At 56.0% G+C, this 19,263-nt stretch carries 21 protein-coding genes and 1 pseudogene; 16 read left to right on the forward strand and 6 right to left on the reverse strand.

Going from position 1 to position 19,263, the window contains the following annotated elements; genetic code table 11:
* Window positions 1-347: 347 nt before the first annotated feature.
* Window positions 348-1,310 (reverse strand): malate dehydrogenase, encoded by a 963-nt coding sequence (mdh, locus tag AC2FFH_RS13010; RefSeq protein ID WP_058273532.1) that lies wholly within the window; start codon window positions 1,308-1,310, stop codon window positions 348-350.
* Between the two features lie 160 nt (window positions 1,311-1,470).
* Between mdh and AC2FFH_RS13015 the strand changes: the two genes are divergently transcribed.
* Entirely contained in the window at window positions 1,471-2,226 is a 756-nt protein-coding gene (locus tag AC2FFH_RS13015) for a sulfite exporter TauE/SafE family protein (RefSeq protein WP_058273684.1), read from the forward strand.
* Here AC2FFH_RS13015 and AC2FFH_RS13020 read toward each other — a convergent pair whose 3' ends face one another.
* Window positions 2,227-2,526 carry a hypothetical protein gene (locus AC2FFH_RS13020; protein WP_282120109.1) on the reverse strand — a complete coding sequence of 100 codons (300 nt, stop codon included), beginning with the start codon at window positions 2,524-2,526 and terminating at the stop codon, window positions 2,227-2,229.
* Window positions 2,527-2,696: 170 nt separating this feature from the next.
* Between AC2FFH_RS13020 and AC2FFH_RS13025 the strand changes: the two genes are divergently transcribed.
* The 9 genes from AC2FFH_RS13025 (at window position 2,697) to AC2FFH_RS13065 (ending at window position 9,523) form a co-directional block, all read left to right on the forward strand.
* A complete protein-coding gene (locus tag AC2FFH_RS13025; protein WP_496767537.1) occupies window positions 2,697-3,554 on the forward strand; it encodes an HpcH/HpaI aldolase/citrate lyase family protein in 858 nt (285 codons plus the stop codon).
* A gap of 6 nt (window positions 3,555-3,560) precedes the next feature.
* A complete protein-coding gene (locus AC2FFH_RS13030) occupies window positions 3,561-4,115 on the forward strand; it encodes an NnrU family protein (RefSeq protein WP_496767534.1) in 555 nt (184 codons plus the stop codon).
* A 13-nt stretch (window positions 4,116-4,128) separates the two neighbouring features.
* On the forward strand, window positions 4,129-4,335 hold the full coding sequence (locus AC2FFH_RS13035) for a DUF1737 domain-containing protein (protein WP_496767528.1): 207 nt from the start codon (window positions 4,129-4,131) through the stop codon (window positions 4,333-4,335).
* Complete coding sequence (locus AC2FFH_RS13040) at window positions 4,335-5,363, forward strand: MaoC family dehydratase (RefSeq protein WP_496767526.1); 1,029 nt, start codon at window positions 4,335-4,337, stop codon at window positions 5,361-5,363. Before AC2FFH_RS13035 ends, AC2FFH_RS13040 begins: the two co-directional genes overlap by 1 nt.
* A gap of 57 nt (window positions 5,364-5,420) precedes the next feature.
* On the forward strand, window positions 5,421-6,083 hold the full coding sequence (locus AC2FFH_RS13045; protein WP_496767523.1) for a DUF1194 domain-containing protein: 663 nt from the start codon (window positions 5,421-5,423) through the stop codon (window positions 6,081-6,083).
* A 200-nt stretch (window positions 6,084-6,283) separates the two neighbouring features.
* Complete coding sequence (gene sdhC / locus AC2FFH_RS13050; protein WP_496767521.1) at window positions 6,284-6,667, forward strand: succinate dehydrogenase, cytochrome b556 subunit; 384 nt, start codon at window positions 6,284-6,286, stop codon at window positions 6,665-6,667.
* An 11-nt stretch (window positions 6,668-6,678) separates the two neighbouring features.
* Window positions 6,679-7,050 (forward strand): succinate dehydrogenase, hydrophobic membrane anchor protein, encoded by a 372-nt coding sequence (gene sdhD / locus AC2FFH_RS13055; protein ID WP_496767517.1) that lies wholly within the window; start codon window positions 6,679-6,681, stop codon window positions 7,048-7,050.
* Window positions 7,051-7,074: 24 nt separating this feature from the next.
* Complete coding sequence (gene sdhA / locus AC2FFH_RS13060; RefSeq protein WP_496767513.1) at window positions 7,075-8,883, forward strand: succinate dehydrogenase flavoprotein subunit; 1,809 nt, start codon at window positions 7,075-7,077, stop codon at window positions 8,881-8,883.
* 346 nt (window positions 8,884-9,229) lie between these two features.
* Entirely contained in the window at window positions 9,230-9,523 is a 294-nt protein-coding gene (locus tag AC2FFH_RS13065; protein ID WP_496844550.1) for a hypothetical protein, read from the forward strand.
* Window positions 9,524-9,529: 6 nt separating this feature from the next.
* Here AC2FFH_RS13065 and AC2FFH_RS13070 read toward each other — a convergent pair whose 3' ends face one another.
* Window positions 9,530-10,585: a glycosyltransferase family 4 protein gene (locus AC2FFH_RS13070; RefSeq protein ID WP_496778917.1), complete on the reverse strand. Its 1,056-nt coding sequence runs from the start codon at window positions 10,583-10,585 to the stop codon at window positions 9,530-9,532.
* Window positions 10,586-10,748: 163 nt separating this feature from the next.
* On the opposite strand from AC2FFH_RS13070, the gene AC2FFH_RS13075 reads away from it, so the two are divergent.
* Both AC2FFH_RS13075 and AC2FFH_RS13080 read left to right on the forward strand, forming a co-directional pair.
* Window positions 10,749-11,528 carry a succinate dehydrogenase iron-sulfur subunit gene (locus AC2FFH_RS13075; RefSeq protein ID WP_058273522.1) on the forward strand — a complete coding sequence of 260 codons (780 nt, stop codon included), beginning with the start codon at window positions 10,749-10,751 and terminating at the stop codon, window positions 11,526-11,528.
* Between the two features lie 334 nt (window positions 11,529-11,862).
* Window positions 11,863-12,051: a hypothetical protein gene (locus AC2FFH_RS13080; protein ID WP_496844551.1), complete on the forward strand. Its 189-nt coding sequence runs from the start codon at window positions 11,863-11,865 to the stop codon at window positions 12,049-12,051.
* Between the two features lie 31 nt (window positions 12,052-12,082).
* Here the strand turns inward: AC2FFH_RS13080 and deoD are convergent, their stop codons facing one another.
* The 3 genes and pseudogenes from deoD to AC2FFH_RS13095 form a co-directional block, all read right to left on the reverse strand.
* Window positions 12,083-12,793, reverse strand: coding sequence for a purine-nucleoside phosphorylase (gene deoD / locus AC2FFH_RS13085; RefSeq protein ID WP_496844552.1), 711 nt, complete (start codon window positions 12,791-12,793; stop codon window positions 12,083-12,085).
* Between the two features lie 24 nt (window positions 12,794-12,817).
* A complete protein-coding gene (locus AC2FFH_RS13090) occupies window positions 12,818-13,132 on the reverse strand; it encodes an H-NS histone family protein (RefSeq protein ID WP_496844553.1) in 315 nt (104 codons plus the stop codon).
* A gap of 124 nt (window positions 13,133-13,256) precedes the next feature.
* Window positions 13,257-15,227, reverse strand: a pseudogene (locus AC2FFH_RS13095) (protein meaA); the annotation flags it as partial.
* A 141-nt stretch (window positions 15,228-15,368) separates the two neighbouring features.
* Between AC2FFH_RS13095 and AC2FFH_RS13100 the strand changes: the two are divergent.
* The 4 genes from AC2FFH_RS13100 (at window position 15,369) to AC2FFH_RS13115 (ending at window position 19,241) form a co-directional block, all read left to right on the forward strand.
* Complete coding sequence (locus AC2FFH_RS13100) at window positions 15,369-16,757, forward strand: 1-acyl-sn-glycerol-3-phosphate acyltransferase (RefSeq protein WP_496767502.1); 1,389 nt, start codon at window positions 15,369-15,371, stop codon at window positions 16,755-16,757.
* A 113-nt stretch (window positions 16,758-16,870) separates the two neighbouring features.
* Complete coding sequence (ccrA, locus tag AC2FFH_RS13105; RefSeq protein ID WP_496725843.1) at window positions 16,871-18,157, forward strand: crotonyl-CoA carboxylase/reductase; 1,287 nt, start codon at window positions 16,871-16,873, stop codon at window positions 18,155-18,157.
* A 207-nt stretch (window positions 18,158-18,364) separates the two neighbouring features.
* Window positions 18,365-18,583: a hypothetical protein gene (locus AC2FFH_RS13110; RefSeq protein WP_058278773.1), complete on the forward strand. Its 219-nt coding sequence runs from the start codon at window positions 18,365-18,367 to the stop codon at window positions 18,581-18,583.
* A complete protein-coding gene (locus AC2FFH_RS13115) occupies window positions 18,522-19,241 on the forward strand; it encodes a helix-turn-helix transcriptional regulator (protein WP_496725845.1) in 720 nt (239 codons plus the stop codon). The genes AC2FFH_RS13110 and AC2FFH_RS13115 overlap by 62 nt, the downstream gene beginning before the upstream one ends.
* Window positions 19,242-19,263 lie beyond the last annotated feature (22 nt).

Genomic DNA, 19,263 nt, shown 5'->3' on the forward strand with positions numbered 1-19,263 from the left:
GACTGCGTTACACCGTTATAGGGGTGTCTAGGGGGCAAGTTTAAAGGGTTTTTTGACAGGGAAGCAGTTTTTCACGAAGATTTTCATTATTTGTGATCACGGTTTTTTTGGGTGTGATCACAAAATGTAATGAAGGTCACCCCTTTGATTCGTCGTCGATGACGGCCTTTAGAATAAAGAGAGATTTCAGCTAGCGCTAAACCTAGCCAGTCCGCCGAGACGGCGGATTCAAACGTTTTCATGGCAGCTGCGCCGGGGACATGTGGATTCAATGGCGCCGTAATCGTCCAAAGAAAGACCCGGCTCACCAATGGTGAACCGGGTTCTGAATTACCGCTGCAGAGGGATCAGGCCAGCGAGCTGTCGATGCCCTTGCACGCTTCGATCAGGCCTTTGACGGCGTTGACCGAATTGTCGAATCCGGCTTGTTCGTCTTCGTTCAGCTTGATGTCGACGATCCGTTCGACACCACCGGCACCGATCACGGTGGGTACGCCCACATACAGACCGTCTACGCCCAGCTCACCGCTGCAATATGCAGCGCAGGGCAGAACGCGTTTCTGGTCTTTCAGATAGGCTTCGGCCATTTCGATCGCCGAAGTGGCAGGCGCATAGTAAGCCGAGCCAGTTTTCAGCAGGCCAACGATTTCGGCACCGCCATCACGGGTGCGCTGAACGATGGCGTCCAGCTTGTCCTGTGTGGTCCAGCCCATCTCGACCAGATCGGGTAGGGGGATGCCTGCTACGGTCGAATAACGCACCGACGGCACCATTGTGTCGCCGTGGCCGCCCAGAACAAACGCGGTGACGTCACGCATCGAGACGTTGAACTCTTCCGACAGGAAGTGCGCGAAACGGGCTGAGTCCAGAACGCCAGCCATGCCACAGACCTTGTTGTGCGGCAGACCCGAGAATTCGCGCAGAGCCCAGACCATCGCATCCAGCGGGTTGGTGATGCAGATCACGAACGCGTCGGGTGCGTGGGCTGCGATGCCTTCGCCGACCGACTTCATGACTTTCAGGTTGATGCCCAGCAGGTCATCACGGCTCATGCCGGGTTTGCGGGCCACGCCAGCGGTGACGATGCAGACGTCTGCGCCTGCGATATCGGCATAGTCGCTGGTGCCGGACATGGCTGCGTCGAACCCTTCCGAAGGGCCGGATTCGGCGATGTCGAGCGCTTTGCCCTGCGGCAGCCCGTCTGCGATGTCGAACAGGACAACGTCACCCAGTTCTTTGACAGCTGCGAGGTGCGCAAGCGTGCCGCCGATGTTCCCAGCGCCGATAAGCGCAATCTTGGGTCTGGCCATTTGGAAAATCTCCGGTCGGAATTGAAATCGCGGCTGTGCTAGTCGCTAAATGGCTTTCGCGCAAGTGTTCAGCGGCGCGGCATGCAACCGCATACCGTTTGCACTGCCTGGGCTGATTGCGCTAAACGGCCAAGGATACAGGCCGAAACCGGGGCGCTGCATGTTCGAATTGAACCTGATGTTTTTTGTTGTAGCGATACCGGCTGTGATATTTGCGGGTATTTCGAAGGGTGGCTTTGGCTCAGGCGTGGCCTTTGCGTCCTCATCGATTCTGGCGTTGATATTGGAGCCGGGGCAGGCACTGGCTCTCATGCTGCCGATCTTGATGGTGATCGATGTTGCAACACTTGGGCCCTATTGGAAACGCTGGAGCTGGCCGGATTCGCGCCTGTTGATCCTTGGGGCCGTGCCTGGCGTGGCGTTGGGCGCATGGCTTTATCGCGCCACCGATGATGATCTGCTGCGCCTACTGATCGGGGGGATTTCCATTGGTTTTGTCGTTTGGCACGTCAGTCAATCCAAAGGCTGGGTGCGCGGCTTCACAAACAGACTGCCTGCCCCCGCCGGACTGTTCGCTGGACTGGTTGCTGGCTTCACCAGCTTTGTTAGCCATGCGGGCGGCCCGCCAGCCGCCGTTTACCTGCTGTCGCAACGCCTGTCGAAGACCGAGTTTCAGGCCAGCACTGTATTGGCCTTCTGGGTCATCAACATCACGAAATTTGTGCCTTACGCCTATCTCGGCCTTTTCACGTGGCACACCGCTTGGGCTGATCTGTTGCTGACCCCGTTCGCGATTCTTGGAGCATGGTTGGGGGTGCGGGCGCATTTCATGCTGTCCGAGCGCCTGTTCTTTGGCATCGCCTATGTGCTGCTGACGCTCACGGGCAGTAAACTGATCTGGGACGCTTTGACCTGATCAGACGTTGGGCGGCAGGGCATCGGCGATCATTTCATAAGCCTGACCCGAGGCAACAAGGCAGGTCATTCCATCCGGCAGTGTCACGGTGATCGTCCAGCTGCCGCTTTGGTCCGACGCATAAAGCTCCATCACCGCGCCTTGACGCGCGATGCCGATCCCCTGGCGCGTTTCGCCGTAAGTTTCGGTCAGCCGTTTTATCACCTCGTCACGTGGTGCGCAGTTGCGGGCGTGGGCCTGTTGTGCAGCCAGAACCATGATTCCAAGGCCCATCGTCATCTTCAGCAGTGTCTTGTGCATGTTCGACCCTTTTCGATTTCATTTGCCGGTCAGGGTGCCGACCGCGAACCGAAATTCCGTTAAAGGAACGCACGTTGCGTCGCGAATGCTGCGATGCGGCGATTTTGCGCTTGAACTTTCCGGCAAAAAATGCCCCATTCCGCGCAACTTTATTTCTTCGGGAGAAGCCAATGGACCCGCGCCAGCGCCCCTATCGCTCTGTTCTATATATCCCCGGTTCGAAAGACCGGGCGCTGGACAAGGCGCGCACCCTGCCTGTGGATGCGATCATTTTTGATCTTGAAGACGCGGTGTCTGCCGATGAGAAGGGCAATGCACGCGAAACGCTTAAGGCGGCTCTGGCCGCGGGCGGCTATGGCGAACGGGTCAAAATCGTGCGCATCAACGGTCTGGATACCGAATGGGGCCGTGCAGACGCAGAGGCCGTGCGTGAAATGGATGCCGATGTGGTCCTGCTGCCCAAGGTGAATTCGGCTGCCGATGTGGACGCGCTGGCCGCGATTACCGGTGACCTGCCAATCTGGGCGATGATGGAAACCCCACGCGGGATGCTGAACGCGGCCGAGATCGCCGCTCATCCATTGATGGCCGGGTTCGTCATGGGCACTAACGATCTTGCGAAAGAACTGCAAACCCGCTTCCGCCCGGACCGCCTGCCGCTGATGACTTCGCTGGGTCTGTGCCTGCTGGCCGCCAAGGCCGAGGGGCTGATCATTGTTGACGGTGTCTATAACGCATTCAAGGACGTCGAAGGTCTGGCCACCGAATGTGCGCAAGGCCGAGACATGGGCTTTGACGGCAAGACATTGATCCACCCCGCGCAGGTCGATGTCACCAACGCAGCCTATGCACCGTCCGAGACCGAGATTGATCTGGCCCGCCGCCAGATTGCCGCCTTTGAAGAGGTCGAGGCACAAGGGCAGGGCGTTGCCGTGGTCGATGGCAAGATCGTGGAAAATCTGCACGTTGTAACTGCCCGCGATATTCTGGCAAAAGCGGAGGCGATTACAGCTTTGCAAGCGGGGTAAGCCAGCATGGGCTTTGTTCTTCTGATTCTCGGCGTGGCACTATGGTGGGCCGCACATCTGTTCAAACGTGTGATGCCGGCGCGGCGCGCCGCAATGGGCGACGCTGGCAAGGGCGCGGTTGCGCTAGCTTTGGTCGCGTCGATTTTGCTGATGATCTTCGGTTATCGCATGACCGACTTCATCTATGTCTGGGCTCCGCCGACCTTCATGATTCACATCAACAACCTGCTGGTGTTGATCGCGATCTTCATGTTGAGCCCCGCCGGAACCAAGGGCCGTATTCTGAACAAGCTCCGCCATCCGATGCTTGGCGGGTTCAAGCTGTGGGCTTTTGCGCATTTGCTGGTGAATGGAGATCTGGCCTCGATCATCCTGTTTGGCGGATTGTTGGCCTGGGCTGTGGTTGAGGTGATCGTAATCAACAAGTCTGAACCTGACTGGACGCCCGGTGAACCCGGCACCTATGGCAAGGACGCGATGTTCTTTGTGGCCTCGATCGTGCTGATGGGTGTCATCGGTTACGTTCACGGGCTGGTCGGTCCGTCACCGTTCGCCTCGTAAGGGATCTGACATCATGGCAAAACTCTATCGTTTGTTGACCGAAGAAGACACATCCGCCTTCTGCCACAAAGTAACAGACGCACTAGCAAAAGGGTGGGAGCTGTATGGCGACCCGTCCTATGCCTATGACGATAACAGCCGCATGATGCGCTGCGCGCAGGCCGTGACCAAAGAGGTCGAGGCCGACTATTCACCTGACATGAAACTGGGACAGCAATAATGGCAAAAACCAATCCGGGCCGCTTTTTCGAGGACTATTCCATCGGTCAGGTGTTGCACCATGCCGTGCCGCGCACGGTGACCAATGGCGAGAGGGCGCTGTACCATGCGCTCTATCCGGCGCGGCATGCGCTGTATTCCTCGGACGAATTCGCCCGGAATTGTGGTCTGCCGCAAAGTCCCATTGATGATCTGGCGGCGTTTCATGTCGTGTTTGGCAAGACTGTCCCCGATATCTCGCTTAATGCCGTGGCCAATCTGGGCTATGCCGAAGGGCGCTGGTTAAAGCCGGTCTATTCCGGCGATACGCTGCGTTCGGAATCCGAGGTGATCGGCCTCAAACAGAACTCGAACGGTAAAACAGGCGTCGTCTGGGTGAGAACGCGCGGCCTGAACCAGCGCGATGAAGTAGTCATCGAATATGTGCGCTGGGTCATGGTGCGGAAATCGGATCTGGATGCGCCCGCACCCGAGACTGTGGTGCCGGAACTGAAAAAGGCGCTGGACGCGAAGGATCTGATCGCGCCCGAGGGCCTTGATTTCTCTCAGTACGATTTCGCTCAGGCTGGTGAGGCGCATCGCTGGGGCGACTATGAGATTGGCGAGACCATTGATCACGTCGATGGCGTCACGGTCGAAGAGGCCGAGCATATGCTGGCCACCCGCCTGTGGCAGAACACTGCCAAGGTGCATTTCGATCTGACCTTCCGCCCCGAAGGGCGGCTGATCTATGGCGGTCACGTGATTTCCATGGCGCGGACCCTGTCGTTCAACGGGTTGGCTAACGCACAGATGATCGTTGGCCTGAACGGTGGCGCGCATGCGAACCCCTGCTTTGCCGGCGATACGATCAAAGCCTGGTCCGAAGTTCTGGATAAGGCGGAAACTGCCATTCCGGGTGTTGGTGCGGTTCGCCTGCGGCTGGTCGCCACAAAGGGCGGCGCGCCTTTTGAGTTGAAAAACGAAGACGGTCGTTATCTGCCCAATGTCCTGCTTGATCTGGATTACTGGGCCTTGATGCCGATCTGATACTCGTGGTGACATTCATTTGATCGCAGCCAGCGCCAATCGTGTTAGGCTGTGGTCATGACCTTGCTTCGCACGATAGTTGCCTGCGCCTGTCTGACGCCACCCGCTTATGCCTGCGATCTGGCATTAGCGCTGGCTGTAGATGTCTCAGGCTCGGTGGATTCGACCGAGTATCGAATTCAGATGGATGGCCTTGCTGCGGGGTTGCGCGATCCAATTGTGTCCGAGGCGCTGGTGCGTGGGAAAGCCCGCGTGATGCTAGTGCAGTGGACAGGGTCCTCTCGTCAGATGGTCACTGTTCCGTGGACACAGATCGACAGTTTCGAGGCAATTGATCAGTTTGCAGTGAAGGTGGCTAACGATCCAAGAGTCTGGCGCAACTTTTCCACCGCAATTGGCGAGGCGCTGGAAACGACCATGTCCTATTTCGATGTGGTGTCGGATTGCAAACGCCACCTGATCGATATCTCTGGCGATGGGGTGTCGAACGAGGGGGTGGAACCATCGGACGTGCACAGAATTCTGCGGACACGCGGTGTAACGGTGAACGCGATTGCAATCGAAGAAAGCGAACCGGATCTGACCGCGTATTTCTTTGAAAATGTGATCGTGGGCGAGGGGGCGTTTGTCGTCTCAGCCTCAGGGTTTGCTGATTACCCCGAGCGGATTCGTAAGAAACTGCTGCGCGAGGTGACCCAGCAAACCGCTGATTTGAAATAGCCGCACAACAGAATCGAATCTGCAGGCGCTAACATCGTGATGGATGGAAAACAATTTGTGATCACGAGCTTATTTTGTGTGATCACATAATGCAAATATCCGTCATTTTGCGTCAATTGTGAACTTTTTTGCATCTGCAGCACGTGACAGAACCGCAAAAAACAGTAAAACCTTCGGAAGCCAACCGTAAAGGAGCCAACATGGCCGATGTAAATCGGGGCAACCGCCCTCTTTCACCTCACCTCACGATCTACCGCCCCCAACTGACTTCGATGACATCGATCCTTGTGCGCATCACGGGTATTGCGTCGCTAGCGATCGCATTCTTTGTCGTCTGGTGGTTCCTGGCGGCGGCAACATCCGAAACGGCATTCAACTTCATCGATGGGCTGATGAGAAGCTGGCTGGGTGATCTGGTGATGTTCGCTGCGACCTGGGCGATCTTCTATCACATGCTGGGTCGTCTGCGTCACGTGATCTGGGATCTGGGGTATTGCGTAGATGTCGGTACCTCCGAAAAGATGGGGATCGGCATGCTGGTGTTGGCCACCATCCTCGCCTTCATCACGGCAATTGCGGTTTAAGGAGATTGGCCATGAATTACCTCACTGACCGCAAACGCGCGCAGGGTACCGGTGCCGGAGGCGAAGGTACACATCATCACTGGCAGATGATGGTCAGCTCGGCCGCTCTGGTCGTTCTGGTGCCACTTTTCGTTTTTGTCTTCGCAAGCGGATTGGGCAGATCATACGAAGAGGTTCTGACCTACTACAGCCGCCCATTCCCGGCGATTGTAACCGGCCTGACTTTGGTCGTCGCTATCATCCATCTGGTACGTGAGACGCAGGTTGCGATCGAAGACTATGTTCATGGTGTCGCAGAAAAGCTGAGCCTCATGGCCGTCGCGGCGTTTGGCTACACATTGATTGCTGCCGGGCTGTTTGCCCTGATCAAGCTGGCTCTGTGAAACGCGCGGTAAGGAAATAATCAAATGACAGCTGCATACGAATACGAAACACACGAATATGACGTGGTTGTTGTCGGCGCTGGCGGCGCAGGTCTGCGCGCCACGCTGGGCATGGCTGAGCAGGGTCTGCGTACAGCGTGCGTGACCAAAGTGTTCCCGACGCGTTCGCACACGGTTGCCGCGCAGGGCGGGATCGCCGCATCTCTGTCCAATATGGGTCCGGACCACTGGCAGTGGCACATGTACGACACCGTCAAAGGCTCGGACTGGCTGGGTGACACCGATGCAATGGAATACCTTGCGCGTGAGGCACCCAAGGCCGTGTATGAGCTGGAACACTACGGTGTTCCGTTCAGCCGTACTGAAGAAGGCAAGATCTATCAACGCCCGTTTGGTGGTCACACCACCGAATTCGGCGAAGGTCCTGCCGTGCAGCGGACCTGTGCTGCTGCGGACCGGACCGGTCACGCGATCCTGCACACGCTCTATGGTCAAAGCCTCAAGAACAACGCCGAGTTCTATATCGAATACTTTGCCATCGACCTGATCATGTCCGAAGACGGGCAATGTCAGGGCGTCGTCTGCTGGAAGTTGGATGACGGCACGATGCACGTCTTCAATGCCAAAATGGTGGTGTTGGCGACCGGCGGCTATGGTCGTGCCTATTTCAGCGCGACCTCGGCCCATACCTGTACCGGCGATGGCGGCGGCATGGTGGCCCGCGCGGGTCTGGCGCTGCAGGATATGGAATTCGTACAGTTCCACCCGACCGGCATCTACGGCTCGGGTTGCCTGATCACCGAAGGTGCGCGAGGCGAGGGTGGTTACTTGACCAACAGCGAAGGCGAACGGTTCATGGAACGCTACGCGCCCCAGTACAAGGACCTCGCACCTCGCGATTACGTCTCGCGTTCGATGACGATGGAGATCCGCGAAGGTCGCGGCCATGGTGACGGTGGCGACCACATTCACCTGAACCTCAGCCACCTGCCGGCCGAGGCGCTGGCCGAACGTCTGCCGGGGATTTCCGAGTCTGCACGTGTCTTTGCGGGCGTAGACGTCACCAAGGAACCGATACCGGTTCTGCCGACCGTGCACTACAACATGGGCGGCATTCCAACCAACTATTGGGGTGAGGTTCTGAACCCGACCGCTGACAACCCGACGGGCGTTGTCCCCGGATTGATGGCTGTGGGTGAAGCAGGCTGTGCCTCGGTTCACGGGGCGAACCGTCTGGGCTCGAACTCACTGATCGACCTCGTGGTGTTTGGCCGCGCTGCTGCAATCAAAGCGGGCAAGGTAGTGGATGCCGAGGCACCGAACCCGGTGCTGAACCAGGCGTCCGTCGATAAGGCGTTCGACCGCTTTGACGCGGTACGTAATGCCAGCGGTGCAATCGCTACCGCCGATCTGCGTCTTGAGATGCAGAAGACCATGCAGGAAGACGCAGCGGTCTTCCGGACAGCAAAAACCATGGCCGAGGGCGTCGACAAGATGACGGAGATCGCCGCCAAGATGGACGACCTAAAAGTCAGCGACCGCTCGCTGGTCTGGAACAGCGACCTGATGGAAACGCTGGAGCTGACCAACCTGATGCCAAGTGCGTTGGCCACGATTGTCGGCGCCGAGGCGCGTAAGGAATCCCGCGGCGCGCACGCGCATGAGGATTTCACCGAGCGTGATGATGAAAACTGGCGCGTCCACACAGTGTCGCGTGTTGATGGCAACAAGGTTGATCTTAGCTATCGCCCGGTCATTGCCGATCCGCTGACAACCGAAGACGAAGGCGGCATCAGCCTGAAGAAAATCGCGCCCAAAGCGCGGACGTTCTGATCAAGCGGACCCCGCCTTGAAGTGGCTCGCTAATCGGACGGCACATGCGGCGGATTAGTGAAACGAAGAATAGAAAGGGCCGCTGACATGATGTCTGCGGCCCTTTATTGTGGGTCAGCCAGCCTGCCATTAAATGCTTGCAAGATTTAGGTTGTCTAACTGCCCGTTTTTGGGCGACGACGATTTGAGCTACAGCGATGATTATGTTCAGCGCATGGTCAAATGCCTAGAAAACCACGAAGCGGACAAAGTAGTCATCGGCACGCATGGGACCACCTAGTCCAGTACGGCTCCCGAAAACGTTCATCAAAGAACACCAATTAAGTTCGGCCAACTGTTACAAAACATGCAGCGTGTGGACCGACTGGGAACAGAGGCATTGGTTGCGCTTGGCCGTAACATTGCGCCCTACAAGTACGTGGAAACCAGCCAGAAATTCGTGGATGTGTGTTATGCGCGTTGGTCGTATGAAAACGGCATTGAAAGCAGGGTCATCGATCGCGAGAACAGTGGATTTGTTCGGCGCGTGCCTACCGAAGGTGAGCACGAAACATTCTTCATGACTTTTACCAGAAAGACGCGCCAGGTTTGGATGAAATCAGTTTTTTACCGCGTACGACAGGTATCGTGTAACGGGTGACCGCATCTAGGTCAGCTCAGACAGCGCACGTTTCAGGTCGCCGGATATTCGGTGCGGGCTGCGTTCAACCGCAAAGTCGAGACAGGCCTGACGTTTTTTGGCCAACTCCTCATCGGACATGCTGAGTACACGCATCATCATGCGGATCAAGCCTCTTGGGTTTTGCGCGGGATAGAGCAGATCATGACAGGCCTCTGGTGTAGTATGCTTGTGCGCATCAATGTCGGGGCCGATAATCGGCAAGCCAAAGGTCTGCGCCAGCATTGCCGTTCCCGAGGTAAAAGTGGTCGTCGACGGCAGCATGTATGCATGCGCATTTGAGAACACTTGGGTTATTTCGGAATCAGGAATTCGTTCAGGCATAACAGTAGTATTTCGGTTTGATCGCATGCGGCGCATCAGGCGGCGGCCGGACGGATACACCCGCCCGACGACTGATACCTGAAAGTCGTGACCACGATTGGTCATTTTTTTTGCGGCATCTTCCAACCGTTCCAATTCACGGCTGCCCCGCATTGTTCCAAAGCTTAAGAAATGGGTGCGCTCGCGCAGGGGAAGGGGGCGTTTCAACGTTTGCTCTGACGGCTCGTAAACACCAAGATAGCTCGGATGCGGAATGAGGCGCAGTTTATCGGGGTCAGTGCCATATTCATCAATCATATGTTGCCGGGCATGGGGCGTGTGAACGTGAATCAGGTCGACAATTTCCGCTAATTCCCGGCGGTTATTGCGGAAGTAATCTGTCTTGACTCCTTCGGAATGCGCGAACTGATTGTGAATGGTCCAGATCACGCGCCCGCCATTGGCCTGGTATTGTCTCATGCCGTCACAGGTAGACCGAAAATCAGAAGCCTGCGCTTCCGTTTCCGGCTTGGGGAACAACCGGTCGTCCCAATGAATATGAATGATGCTTTGATCGGGTTGAAAATCAGCCTTTGCAAACGCGGACAAAGGAGCGCTTCTGGAAGCAATCAAGCAGAACTCTGGCTTACAGGCCGAATACAGCATGTTCTGGTAGGGGTTCTTATTGCCGTAAGGTATGTTGACGACATTAATCGACATGCGCTGTCCTGAACTCAACTCGTTTCTTCAGCGGCACGATCCTTGTGCGCCGTGGGAATTTTGTGGTGAACTTGCCCAATTTTCTTGGGTGTTTTCAAGGTTAAAAGGTTGGCTTTCCGGCCCGCCGAGTATATCTATACGCAGGATTTTAGCGAGGTCGGAAATGGTACAACTCACCCTGCCAAAGAACTCTCGGATTACTACAGGTAAAACTTGGCCAAAGCCTGAAGGCGCGGCCAATGTTCGTAAATTCCAGATCTATCGCTGGAACCCGGATGACGGTCAAAATCCACGTGTGGACACCTATTTTGTCGATATGGACAGCTGCGGCCCGATGGTTCTGGACGCGCTGATCAAGATCAAGAATGAAATCGACCCAACCTTGACCTTCCGCCGGTCCTGCCGCGAAGGTATCTGCGGTTCCTGCGCGATGAATATCGACGGGATCAACACGCTGGCCTGTATCTACGGCATGGATGAAATCAAGGGTGACGTTAAGATTTATCCGCTGCCGCATATGCCTGTCGTCAAGGACCTGATCCCGGACCTGACGCATTTCTATGCGCAGCATGCAAGCATCATGCCGTGGCTGGAAACTAAGACCAACCGTCCTGCGAAAGAGTGGAAGCAATCAATCGAAGATCGCAAGAAACTGGATGGGCTGTATGAATGCGTGATGTGCGCCAGCTGCTCGACCTCGTGCCCCAGTTATTGGTGGAACGGGGATCGCTACCTTGGCCCCGCTGCGCTTTTGCATGCGTATCGCTGGATCATCGACAGCCGTGACGAAGCCACTGGTGAACGTCTGGATGAGTTGGAAGACCCGTTCAAGCTGTATCGCTGCCACACGATCATGAATTGCGCCAAGACCTGTCCGAAGGGTCTGAACCCGGCCAAGGCGATTGCCGAAATCAAAAAGATGATGGTTGATCGCGCAGTTTAAAGCGTATGAAAATCATGCACTTGCCGCCTTGCGGTAAGTGCATGTCGCAGTTGCAGATTTGTGTAATGCGATGGCCCCTGATCCAGACTATCTTTGTGATCAGGGAGGAGTGATGAGACCGAAAACGGGACCGCTCCGATGCAAAATCAAAGACAACAATCCAAAACGAGCGCTGTTGAAGCTCTGGAGCTTATAAATCAAGCGTGGACCTACTACACTCCCGAGCCTGTAGAGGTGGAAGAAAAGCACGAACCTGAGCTTTTCGAATACGCAAACGCAGCCTAAGTCGACGTCAGGCTTGCGGCCGGCACTCAAAATGGGTCATGCATTGGTCATGCCCATTTTGCTTCTTATTTTGGCAGGCGGCGTGTTTGCCTATTTTCTGTGGCGCTCGCGCACCTCGTCCCTGAGCCGGGACTGCCGCTGGCGGCAGCACCGTAAGGAAGGCGTTTGGGTGTGTGCATTCTGTGGCGCGCAGCAGCAGGGCAGCGACGCGCCAACTCAATGTCTGAAGGGTCAATAGCAGGGCGGCTTCCCACCCTGCGTTTTTGCATTTACGCCGCCGGGAATGCCGCCTGCAGTGCGACTTCAACCATATCGCCAAAACTGCTTTCGCGATCAGCCGAGGGCAAAGCTTCGCCGGTCAGCAAGTGATCGGAAACGGTTAGAACAGCCAATGCGCGGCAGTTGTGCCGCGCGGCCAGAATGTACAACTCCGCAGCTTCCATCTCGACCCCGAGAATACCGTGCCGTACCATCTGTTCGTTCAGATCTGGGCGTTCGTCATAGAAAACGTCCGACGAATAGATGCCGCCGATATGGGTTGGCGTGCCTTTGGCCGCAGCCGCCTGAGCCGCCGCCTGAAGCAGCCCCCAATCAGCACAGGGTGCGAAATTCAGCTCTTTCATGATGCCGCGTGACGGTGTGCTAAGCGTGGTCGAGGTCATCGCCAGGATCACATCGCGGACATTCACACTGTCCTGCATGCCCCCGCAAGAGCCGATACGGATCAGCGTTTTGGCACCATAGTCCCGGATCAGTTCGTTGACGTATATCGACAAGGATGGCATGCCCATGCCGCTACCTTGAATGGTGACAGGATTATCTTTCCAGCGTCCCGTAAAGCCCAACATGCCGCGCACGTCATTGACTTTCTTCACGTCGTCCAGGAACGTTTCAGCCGCCCATTTTGCACGATAGGGATCGCCGGGCAAAAGAACCGTTTCTGCAATATCGCCTTTTTCGGCTCCAATATGAATTGTCATTTTGGGGTACGTTCCAATTAGAAATTAGACTTCCAGATCCGAAATATCTGTGCCGGAATTCAATGCGTCATGAATCCATTGCGGCTTTCGACCACGACCCGACCATGTTTGTTCTGGATTGGCGGGGTTTTTGTATTTCGCTTTTGTGGCTTTTCCAGATGTCGGATTGTCTTTTGACAGTTCCGACAAAGAGAACCCGAATTCAGCTGCGGCTTTTTCCGCCGCTTTCAGCGCTTCTTTGCGTTCGCGTTTTTCTGCGCCAATAAGCGCCTTTTCCACCTGATCGCGCAATTCAAGTAGATCCTTGCGCGACATATTTTCCAGATTTGTCCCCGACATTCACCCTCTCCCAGGAAATAGTCATTAACGGCGTCACCGATGGCACACCGTAATTCCAAAGAAAAGGATTATCTATCCCCTTTTATTCAGGGATAGAAACAGGATCAGTTCAAATTGACCGGCGTTACTCGGCAGCCAGGTTTTGAGGATCTACAAGAGTGACGATATCGCCCATGATTGCATTCAGTTCGAAATTCTTGGGCGTATAGATCTTTGCAACACCCATTGCAGTAAGCTTTGCGGCGTCGTCATCGGGGATGATGCCACCTACAATCACCGGAATATGATTCAGCCCGGCCTCGCGCAGCCGGTTCATGACGTCCTGCACAAGCGGAATGTGGCTGCCTGACAGAATAGACAGACCGATCACATGTGCGTCGTCATCCGCAGAGGCGGTTACGATTTCCTCGGGAGTCAGGCGAATACCTTCGTAACTGATATCCATACCGCAATCGCGTGCACGGAATGCGATCTGTTCCGCCCCGTTCGAATGACCGTCCAGGCCCGGTTTGCCGACCAGGAATTTCAGACGGCGGCCAAGCTTGTCGCTGACCGCATCCACTGCAGCCCGCAGATCTTCCAAGCCTTCTGTCTTGTTCGAGACCGAGCCCGATACGCCCGTAGGCCCGCGATAGGTACCGTAGACTTTGCGCATTTCTTCGGCCCACTCACCCGTGGTTACGCCAGCCTTGGCAGCTGCGATTGAGGGCTCCATGACGTTGGTGCCGTTTTGCGCCGCTTCGCGCAGCGCGGCCAGAGCCGCCGCGACAGCTGCGTCATCGCGATCTTGCCGCCATTCATTCAGGCGCGCGATTTGTTCTTGTTCGACAGCAGGGTCAACGACCATGATGCCGCCATCTTCGGTCTGCAGGGGCGAGGGTTCGCCTTCGATCCACTTGTTCACACCGACAACGACAGTTTCGTTCCGTTCAATGCGGTTCAGGCGTTCAGCGTTTGAATCAACAAGCCGTGACTTCATGTATTCGATCGACGCTACTGCTCCGCCCATTGAATCCAGATTGGCGAGTTCGGCACGTGCACCCTGCTTCAATTCTTCAACTTTCGCGTCCACGGCGGGGTTGCCATCGAACAGGTCACCATATTCCAGAAGGTCGGTCTCATAGGCCAGAATCTGTTGCATCCGCATGGACCACTGCTGATCCCAGGGGCGGGGCAGGCCCAGTGCCTCGTTCCATGCGGGCAGCTGAACTGCGCGGGCGCGGGCTTTTTTCGAAAGAGTCACGGCCAGCATCTCGATCAGGATGCGGTAGACGTTGTTTTCGGGCTGCTGCTCGGTCAGCCCAAGCGAGTTGACCTGAACTCCATACCGGAATCGGCGGAATTTCGGGTTCTCAACACCATAGCGTTCGTGCAGGATTTCGTCCCAAAGATCGACGAAAGCGCGCATTTTGCACATTTCGGTGACAAACCGGATACCTGCGTTCACAAAGAACGAAATCCGTCCGCAAAGCGCTGGGAAATCGTCGGCGGGTACACGAGGGCGCAGTTCGTCCAGAACGGCGATGGCTGTGGCCAGCGCATAAGACAGCTCTTGTTCCGGTGTCGCGCCAGCCTCTTGCAGGTGATAGGAACACACGTTCATCGGGTTCCATTTCGGCACGTTGGAATAACAATACTCGGCCACGTCGGCGATCATCTTGAGCGAGGGTTTGGGCGGGCAGACATAGGTGCCGCGGCTCAGGTATTCCTTGATCAGATCGTTCTGAACTGTGCCCTGCAGCTTGGAGATATCTGCGCCTTGTTCCTCGGCCACAGCGATGTAAAGCGCAAGCAGCCAAGGCGCTGTCGCGTTGATCGTCATCGAGGTGTTCATCTGTTCCAACGGAATCTGGTCGAACAGAACCCGCATATCGCCTAGGTGGCCGACGGGTACGCCAACCTTGCCGACTTCGCCGCGCGCAAGTGTATGATCGCTGTCATATCCGGTCTGCGTGGGCAGATCAAAGGCCACTGAAAGGCCCGTCTGGCCTTTTGCGAGGTTCCCGCGATACAACGCATTCGACGCTTTGGCGGTGGAATGACCGGCATAGGTTCGGATGAGCCAGGGGCGATCTTTCTGCGTCTGCGTCATAGCTGGACCTCGTGTCTCGGTTGGGCAAGAAAATTACGTTCCCGGCCTCTAAAGCGCAATTTTCGGGATATGTCAATTCGCTGCGTCGCGGCATATGAGGTTCTTCAGATTGTAGGACGCAGCGTTTGGTGGCAGGGTGCTCGCATGACTCAGACCGTGGAACTTCCGCTTTGGCTTTTTTTGCTGATCCTGGTGTTTGCCGTGGTCACTTTGGCTTCACATTTTCTGTTCCCGTCGGTGCGGTGGTTTTTCAGGCGTCGACTCGAACGAGCGGTGAAACGATTGAACACGCGCCTGAAGCGGCCGATCCAGCCGTTCAAGTTGGCGCACCGTCACGATATGATTCAGCGCCTGATCTATGACCCGCAGGTTGGTCAGGCCGTTCAGGATCACGCACGCGAAACGGGTGTCCCCGATGCTGTGGCGTTCGAGCAAGCGCAGCGATACGCGCGTGAGATCGTTCCCTCGTTTTCAGCCGTTGCCTATTTCAGCATTGCGATCCGTCTGGCTCGTTTGCTGAGCAATGCGTTTTATCACGTGCAGCTTAGCTATCAGGACGAAGACGCTGTCGAAAACATCGACCCCGACGCCACGGTGGTTTTCGTCATGAATCATCGCAGCAATATGGACTATGTGCTCGTTACCTACCTCGCAGCGCAACATTCGGCCCTTTCTTATGCGGTGGGCGAATGGGCCCGTGTCTGGCCCCTTAGCCGTCTGATCCGTGCGATGGGGGCTTATTTTATTCGGCGAAAGTCCGGCAATGATCTCTATCGTCAGGTGCTGTCCTGTTATGTGCGCCACGCGACCACGGCAGGAGTGACGCAGGCCATGTTCCCCGAAGGTGGGCTAAGTCTGACTGGTGCCCTGGGTCGTCCAAAGCTGGGTTTGCTCAAATATATTATTGACGGGACCTCGGAAGAGGGCCGCGATGTTGTATTCGTCCCCGTGGCGCTGAACTATGATCGTGTGCTCGAAGATACTGTTCTGACGCGTGCCGCATTAGGCAATGAACGACGGTTTCGCGCGCGGATCGGTGTAATCACCAGATGGATCCTCAAACAGCTCTGGCGGCGCGTGATCGGGCGCTACAAACGATTTGGCCTAGCCTCGGTCCGATATGGTCAGCCCGTTTCCTTGCGGGCGTTTCGGGCAGATCATCAGCGCGATCTGATGACCGATTTAGCGCGTGACCTGATGACGCGACTCCGCGCTGCAATCCCGCTGGTCCCTGTACCCGCCGCGTGTTGGCTAATGCAAAAGCATAAAGAGATGTCGGAGGCCGATGCCGTTCAGGTGATTGTCGAGCTCATGCGTCGCAATGGAATGACGGACCAAGAGAACCAGACATCGGTTGAAGCCGCGATTGATCAGTTGGTCGAACGGCGAATTCTCAGGCGCAGTGACGGGAAAATATGCCTGTCCGGTCAAAGGGTTGATCTTCTGGAGTATTATGCAGCCTCGGTTCCGATGGGACCAGACGAGGGAAATGCTGCGGATGCGAAGGAAATTTCTGCATCCGCTGGGTCATAAAGTTACAAAACAGCACCGATTTCGGTTGCATTATTTCCTAAAGGCCAATATTCCATCGGTTAATGCACGCGATTCTGCATCGCGGCAAAGGTTTAGAACTGAAGGAGGCCAACATGGCTCTGGACACCGACAGCGGCATCGCGTCGTACGAGGCACCGGAAAAAGACCTCTATGAGATGGGTGAAATCCCTCCGATGGGTTTTGTGCCCAAGAAAATGTATGCGTGGGCGATCCGCAAGGAGCGCCACGGCGACCCGGACACCGCGATGATTCAGGAAGTCGTGGACGTCCCCGAGCTGGACAGTCACGAAGTGCTGGTTCTGGTCATGGCTGCCGGCGTCAACTACAACGGAGTATGGGCGTCGCTGGGTAAGCCGATTTCGCCCTTCGATGGCCACAAGGCCCCTTACCACATTGCCGGTTCTGATGCGTCGGGCATCGTTTGGGCCGTTGGTTCAAAAGTGACCCGCTGGAAAGTTGGTGACGAGGTCGTCATCCACTGCAACCAGGATGATGGCGATGACGAGCATTGTAACGGCGGTGATCCGATGTATTCGGACAGCCAGCGGATTTGGGGCTATGAAACCCCCGATGGTTCGTTCGCGCAGTTCACTAATGTTCAGGCCCAGCAACTGATGCCGCGGCCCAAGCACCTGACTTGGGAAGAAAGCGCTTGCTACACGCTGACGCTGGCGACTGCCTACCGGATGCTGTTTGGTCATGAGCCACACGACCTAAAGCCGGGCCAGAACGTTCTGGTTTGGGGAGCGTCGGGTGGTCTGGGTTCCTATGCGATCCAGCTGATCAACACCGCAGGTGCAAACGCGATTGGTGTGATCTCAGACGAAAGCAAGCGTGACTTTGTCATGGGTCTGGGTGCCAAGGGCGTTCTGAACCGCAAAGACTTCAACTGCTGGGGTCAGCTGCCCACAGTGAACACACCAGAATATGCCGAGTGGTTCAAAGAAGCCCGCAAATTCGGCAAGGCCATTTGGGACATCACCGGTAAAGGCAACAACGTCGACATGGTGTTCGAGCACCCCGGCGAAAGCACCTTCCCGGTTTCGACCTTTGTTGTGAAGAAGGGCGGCATGGTTGTGATCTGCGCTGGTACAACCGGCTACAACCTGACCTTCGATGTGCGTTACATGTGGATGCACCAGAAGCGTCTGCAGGGCTCGCACTTTGCCCACCTCAAGCAGGCAGCGGCTGCAAACCAGCTGATGGTTGAACGTCGCCTGGATCCCTGCATGTCCGAAGTGTTCACCTGGAATGATCTGCCCGAGGCGCACATGAAGATGCTGCGGAACGAGCATAAGCCGGGCAACATGTCGGTGTTGGTTCAGGCTCCACAGACCGGGATGCGCACCTTGGAAGAGGTTCTGGCCGCACGCGACTAACTTCGTCTCAGACAAAATCCAAAACACCCGCGAATCGGTTTTCTGGCTCGCGGGTGTTTCTTTTTGGGCGGTGGTCTTAGCCTTTTTAAAGGCTTAAGCGAGAATACCCCGCTGTTTTTGGGGAGTAGAAATCAGTGAATAGGCCAAAAAAACTTCCTCATGCTATGGTTGTGTTAACCCTTCGTTAACCGTTTCGGAGAGACGCTGATGGCGCAAAATGAGTGGATACTGGACGTACTGTCGGACCTCAGCGCCTTTGCTGTTGAAAACGGTTTGACCGCGCTTGCCGAGCAGTTGGATGACACCAAGCTGATCGCCGCAGCCGAAATCTCGTCCAGAAAGAATGAGGTTCGGGCACCAGCGGATGGCAACAAAACTCGATATGAGCCAGGTTCTGGAGGACTTGGAAAACACCAGCTCGCTTGACGAACTAAGCGAAGTCGCCATTCGCCTGCGGGACAGGCTGCAGATTGAAAACCTGATTTATCATTGGGTCGACGGGGCCGGTGATCAATACGGCTATACCACCTATCCCGACGTTTGGGCCGAACGGTACCGCGAGCGTAACTATCACAGAATTGATCCGGTCATACTGGGCTGTTTCCAACGGTTTCATCCGGTGGACTGGAAGACGCTGGATTGGTCGGGCAAGGTTGCCAAGACGTTTTTGAAGGATGCATTAGAGCACGGCGTTGGCAATCAAGGTTATTCCATTCCGATCCGCGGCCCGAATGGCCAATTCGCTTTGTTTACCGTCAATCATACCTGTGACGATGACACCTGGCAGAAGTTCATCAAAACGCATGGGCGCGAACTGATCCTGATTGCGCATTACTTCAACCGAAAGGCGCTGGAGTTTGAAAGTGACCGTCAGCCCGATTCTGCACGTGGATTGTCGCCGCGTGAAGTGGACGCCATGACCTTGCTCGCCCTGGGTTATAGCAGGGCACAGGTCGCTCATTCCTTGTCGATCTCGGAACACACGCTGAGGGTTTATATCGAAAGCGCCCGCGCCAAGCTGGGTGCGCAAAACACAACTCATGCTATCGCAACGGCCCTGAGCCGAGGGTTAATAGTCGTTTAAAGCGCGCCCGCACTAAAAACCG

The sequence above is a fragment of the Ruegeria sp. YTSC003 genome (genome assembly GCF_059609785.1).

Coding starts and splice junctions, on each gene's coding strand:
- mdh (WP_058273532.1), bottom strand. CDS start 1,310: ATGGCCAGACCCAAGATTGCGCTTATCGGCGCTGGGAACATCGGCGGC.
- AC2FFH_RS13015 (WP_058273684.1), top strand. CDS start 1,471: ATGTTCGAATTGAACCTGATGTTTTTTGTTGTAGCGATACCGGCTGTG.
- AC2FFH_RS13020 (WP_282120109.1), bottom strand. CDS start 2,526: ATGCACAAGACACTGCTGAAGATGACGATGGGCCTTGGAATCATGGTT.
- AC2FFH_RS13025 (WP_496767537.1), top strand. CDS start 2,697: ATGGACCCGCGCCAGCGCCCCTATCGCTCTGTTCTATATATCCCCGGT.
- AC2FFH_RS13030 (WP_496767534.1), top strand. CDS start 3,561: ATGGGCTTTGTTCTTCTGATTCTCGGCGTGGCACTATGGTGGGCCGCA.
- AC2FFH_RS13035 (WP_496767528.1), top strand. CDS start 4,129: ATGGCAAAACTCTATCGTTTGTTGACCGAAGAAGACACATCCGCCTTC.
- AC2FFH_RS13040 (WP_496767526.1), top strand. CDS start 4,335: ATGGCAAAAACCAATCCGGGCCGCTTTTTCGAGGACTATTCCATCGGT.
- AC2FFH_RS13045 (WP_496767523.1), top strand. CDS start 5,421: ATGACCTTGCTTCGCACGATAGTTGCCTGCGCCTGTCTGACGCCACCC.
- sdhC (WP_496767521.1), top strand. CDS start 6,284: ATGGCCGATGTAAATCGGGGCAACCGCCCTCTTTCACCTCACCTCACG.
- sdhD (WP_496767517.1), top strand. CDS start 6,679: ATGAATTACCTCACTGACCGCAAACGCGCGCAGGGTACCGGTGCCGGA.
- sdhA (WP_496767513.1), top strand. CDS start 7,075: ATGACAGCTGCATACGAATACGAAACACACGAATATGACGTGGTTGTT.
- AC2FFH_RS13065 (WP_496844550.1), top strand. CDS start 9,230: ATGCAGCGTGTGGACCGACTGGGAACAGAGGCATTGGTTGCGCTTGGC.
- AC2FFH_RS13070 (WP_496778917.1), bottom strand. CDS start 10,585: ATGTCGATTAATGTCGTCAACATACCTTACGGCAATAAGAACCCCTAC.
- AC2FFH_RS13075 (WP_058273522.1), top strand. CDS start 10,749: ATGGTACAACTCACCCTGCCAAAGAACTCTCGGATTACTACAGGTAAA.
- AC2FFH_RS13080 (WP_496844551.1), top strand. CDS start 11,863: ATGCCCATTTTGCTTCTTATTTTGGCAGGCGGCGTGTTTGCCTATTTT.
- deoD (WP_496844552.1), bottom strand. CDS start 12,793: ATGACAATTCATATTGGAGCCGAAAAAGGCGATATTGCAGAAACGGTT.
- AC2FFH_RS13090 (WP_496844553.1), bottom strand. CDS start 13,132: ATGTCGGGGACAAATCTGGAAAATATGTCGCGCAAGGATCTACTTGAA.
- AC2FFH_RS13100 (WP_496767502.1), top strand. CDS start 15,369: ATGACTCAGACCGTGGAACTTCCGCTTTGGCTTTTTTTGCTGATCCTG.
- ccrA (WP_496725843.1), top strand. CDS start 16,871: ATGGCTCTGGACACCGACAGCGGCATCGCGTCGTACGAGGCACCGGAA.
- AC2FFH_RS13110 (WP_058278773.1), top strand. CDS start 18,365: ATGGCGCAAAATGAGTGGATACTGGACGTACTGTCGGACCTCAGCGCC.
- AC2FFH_RS13115 (WP_496725845.1), top strand. CDS start 18,522: ATGGCAACAAAACTCGATATGAGCCAGGTTCTGGAGGACTTGGAAAAC.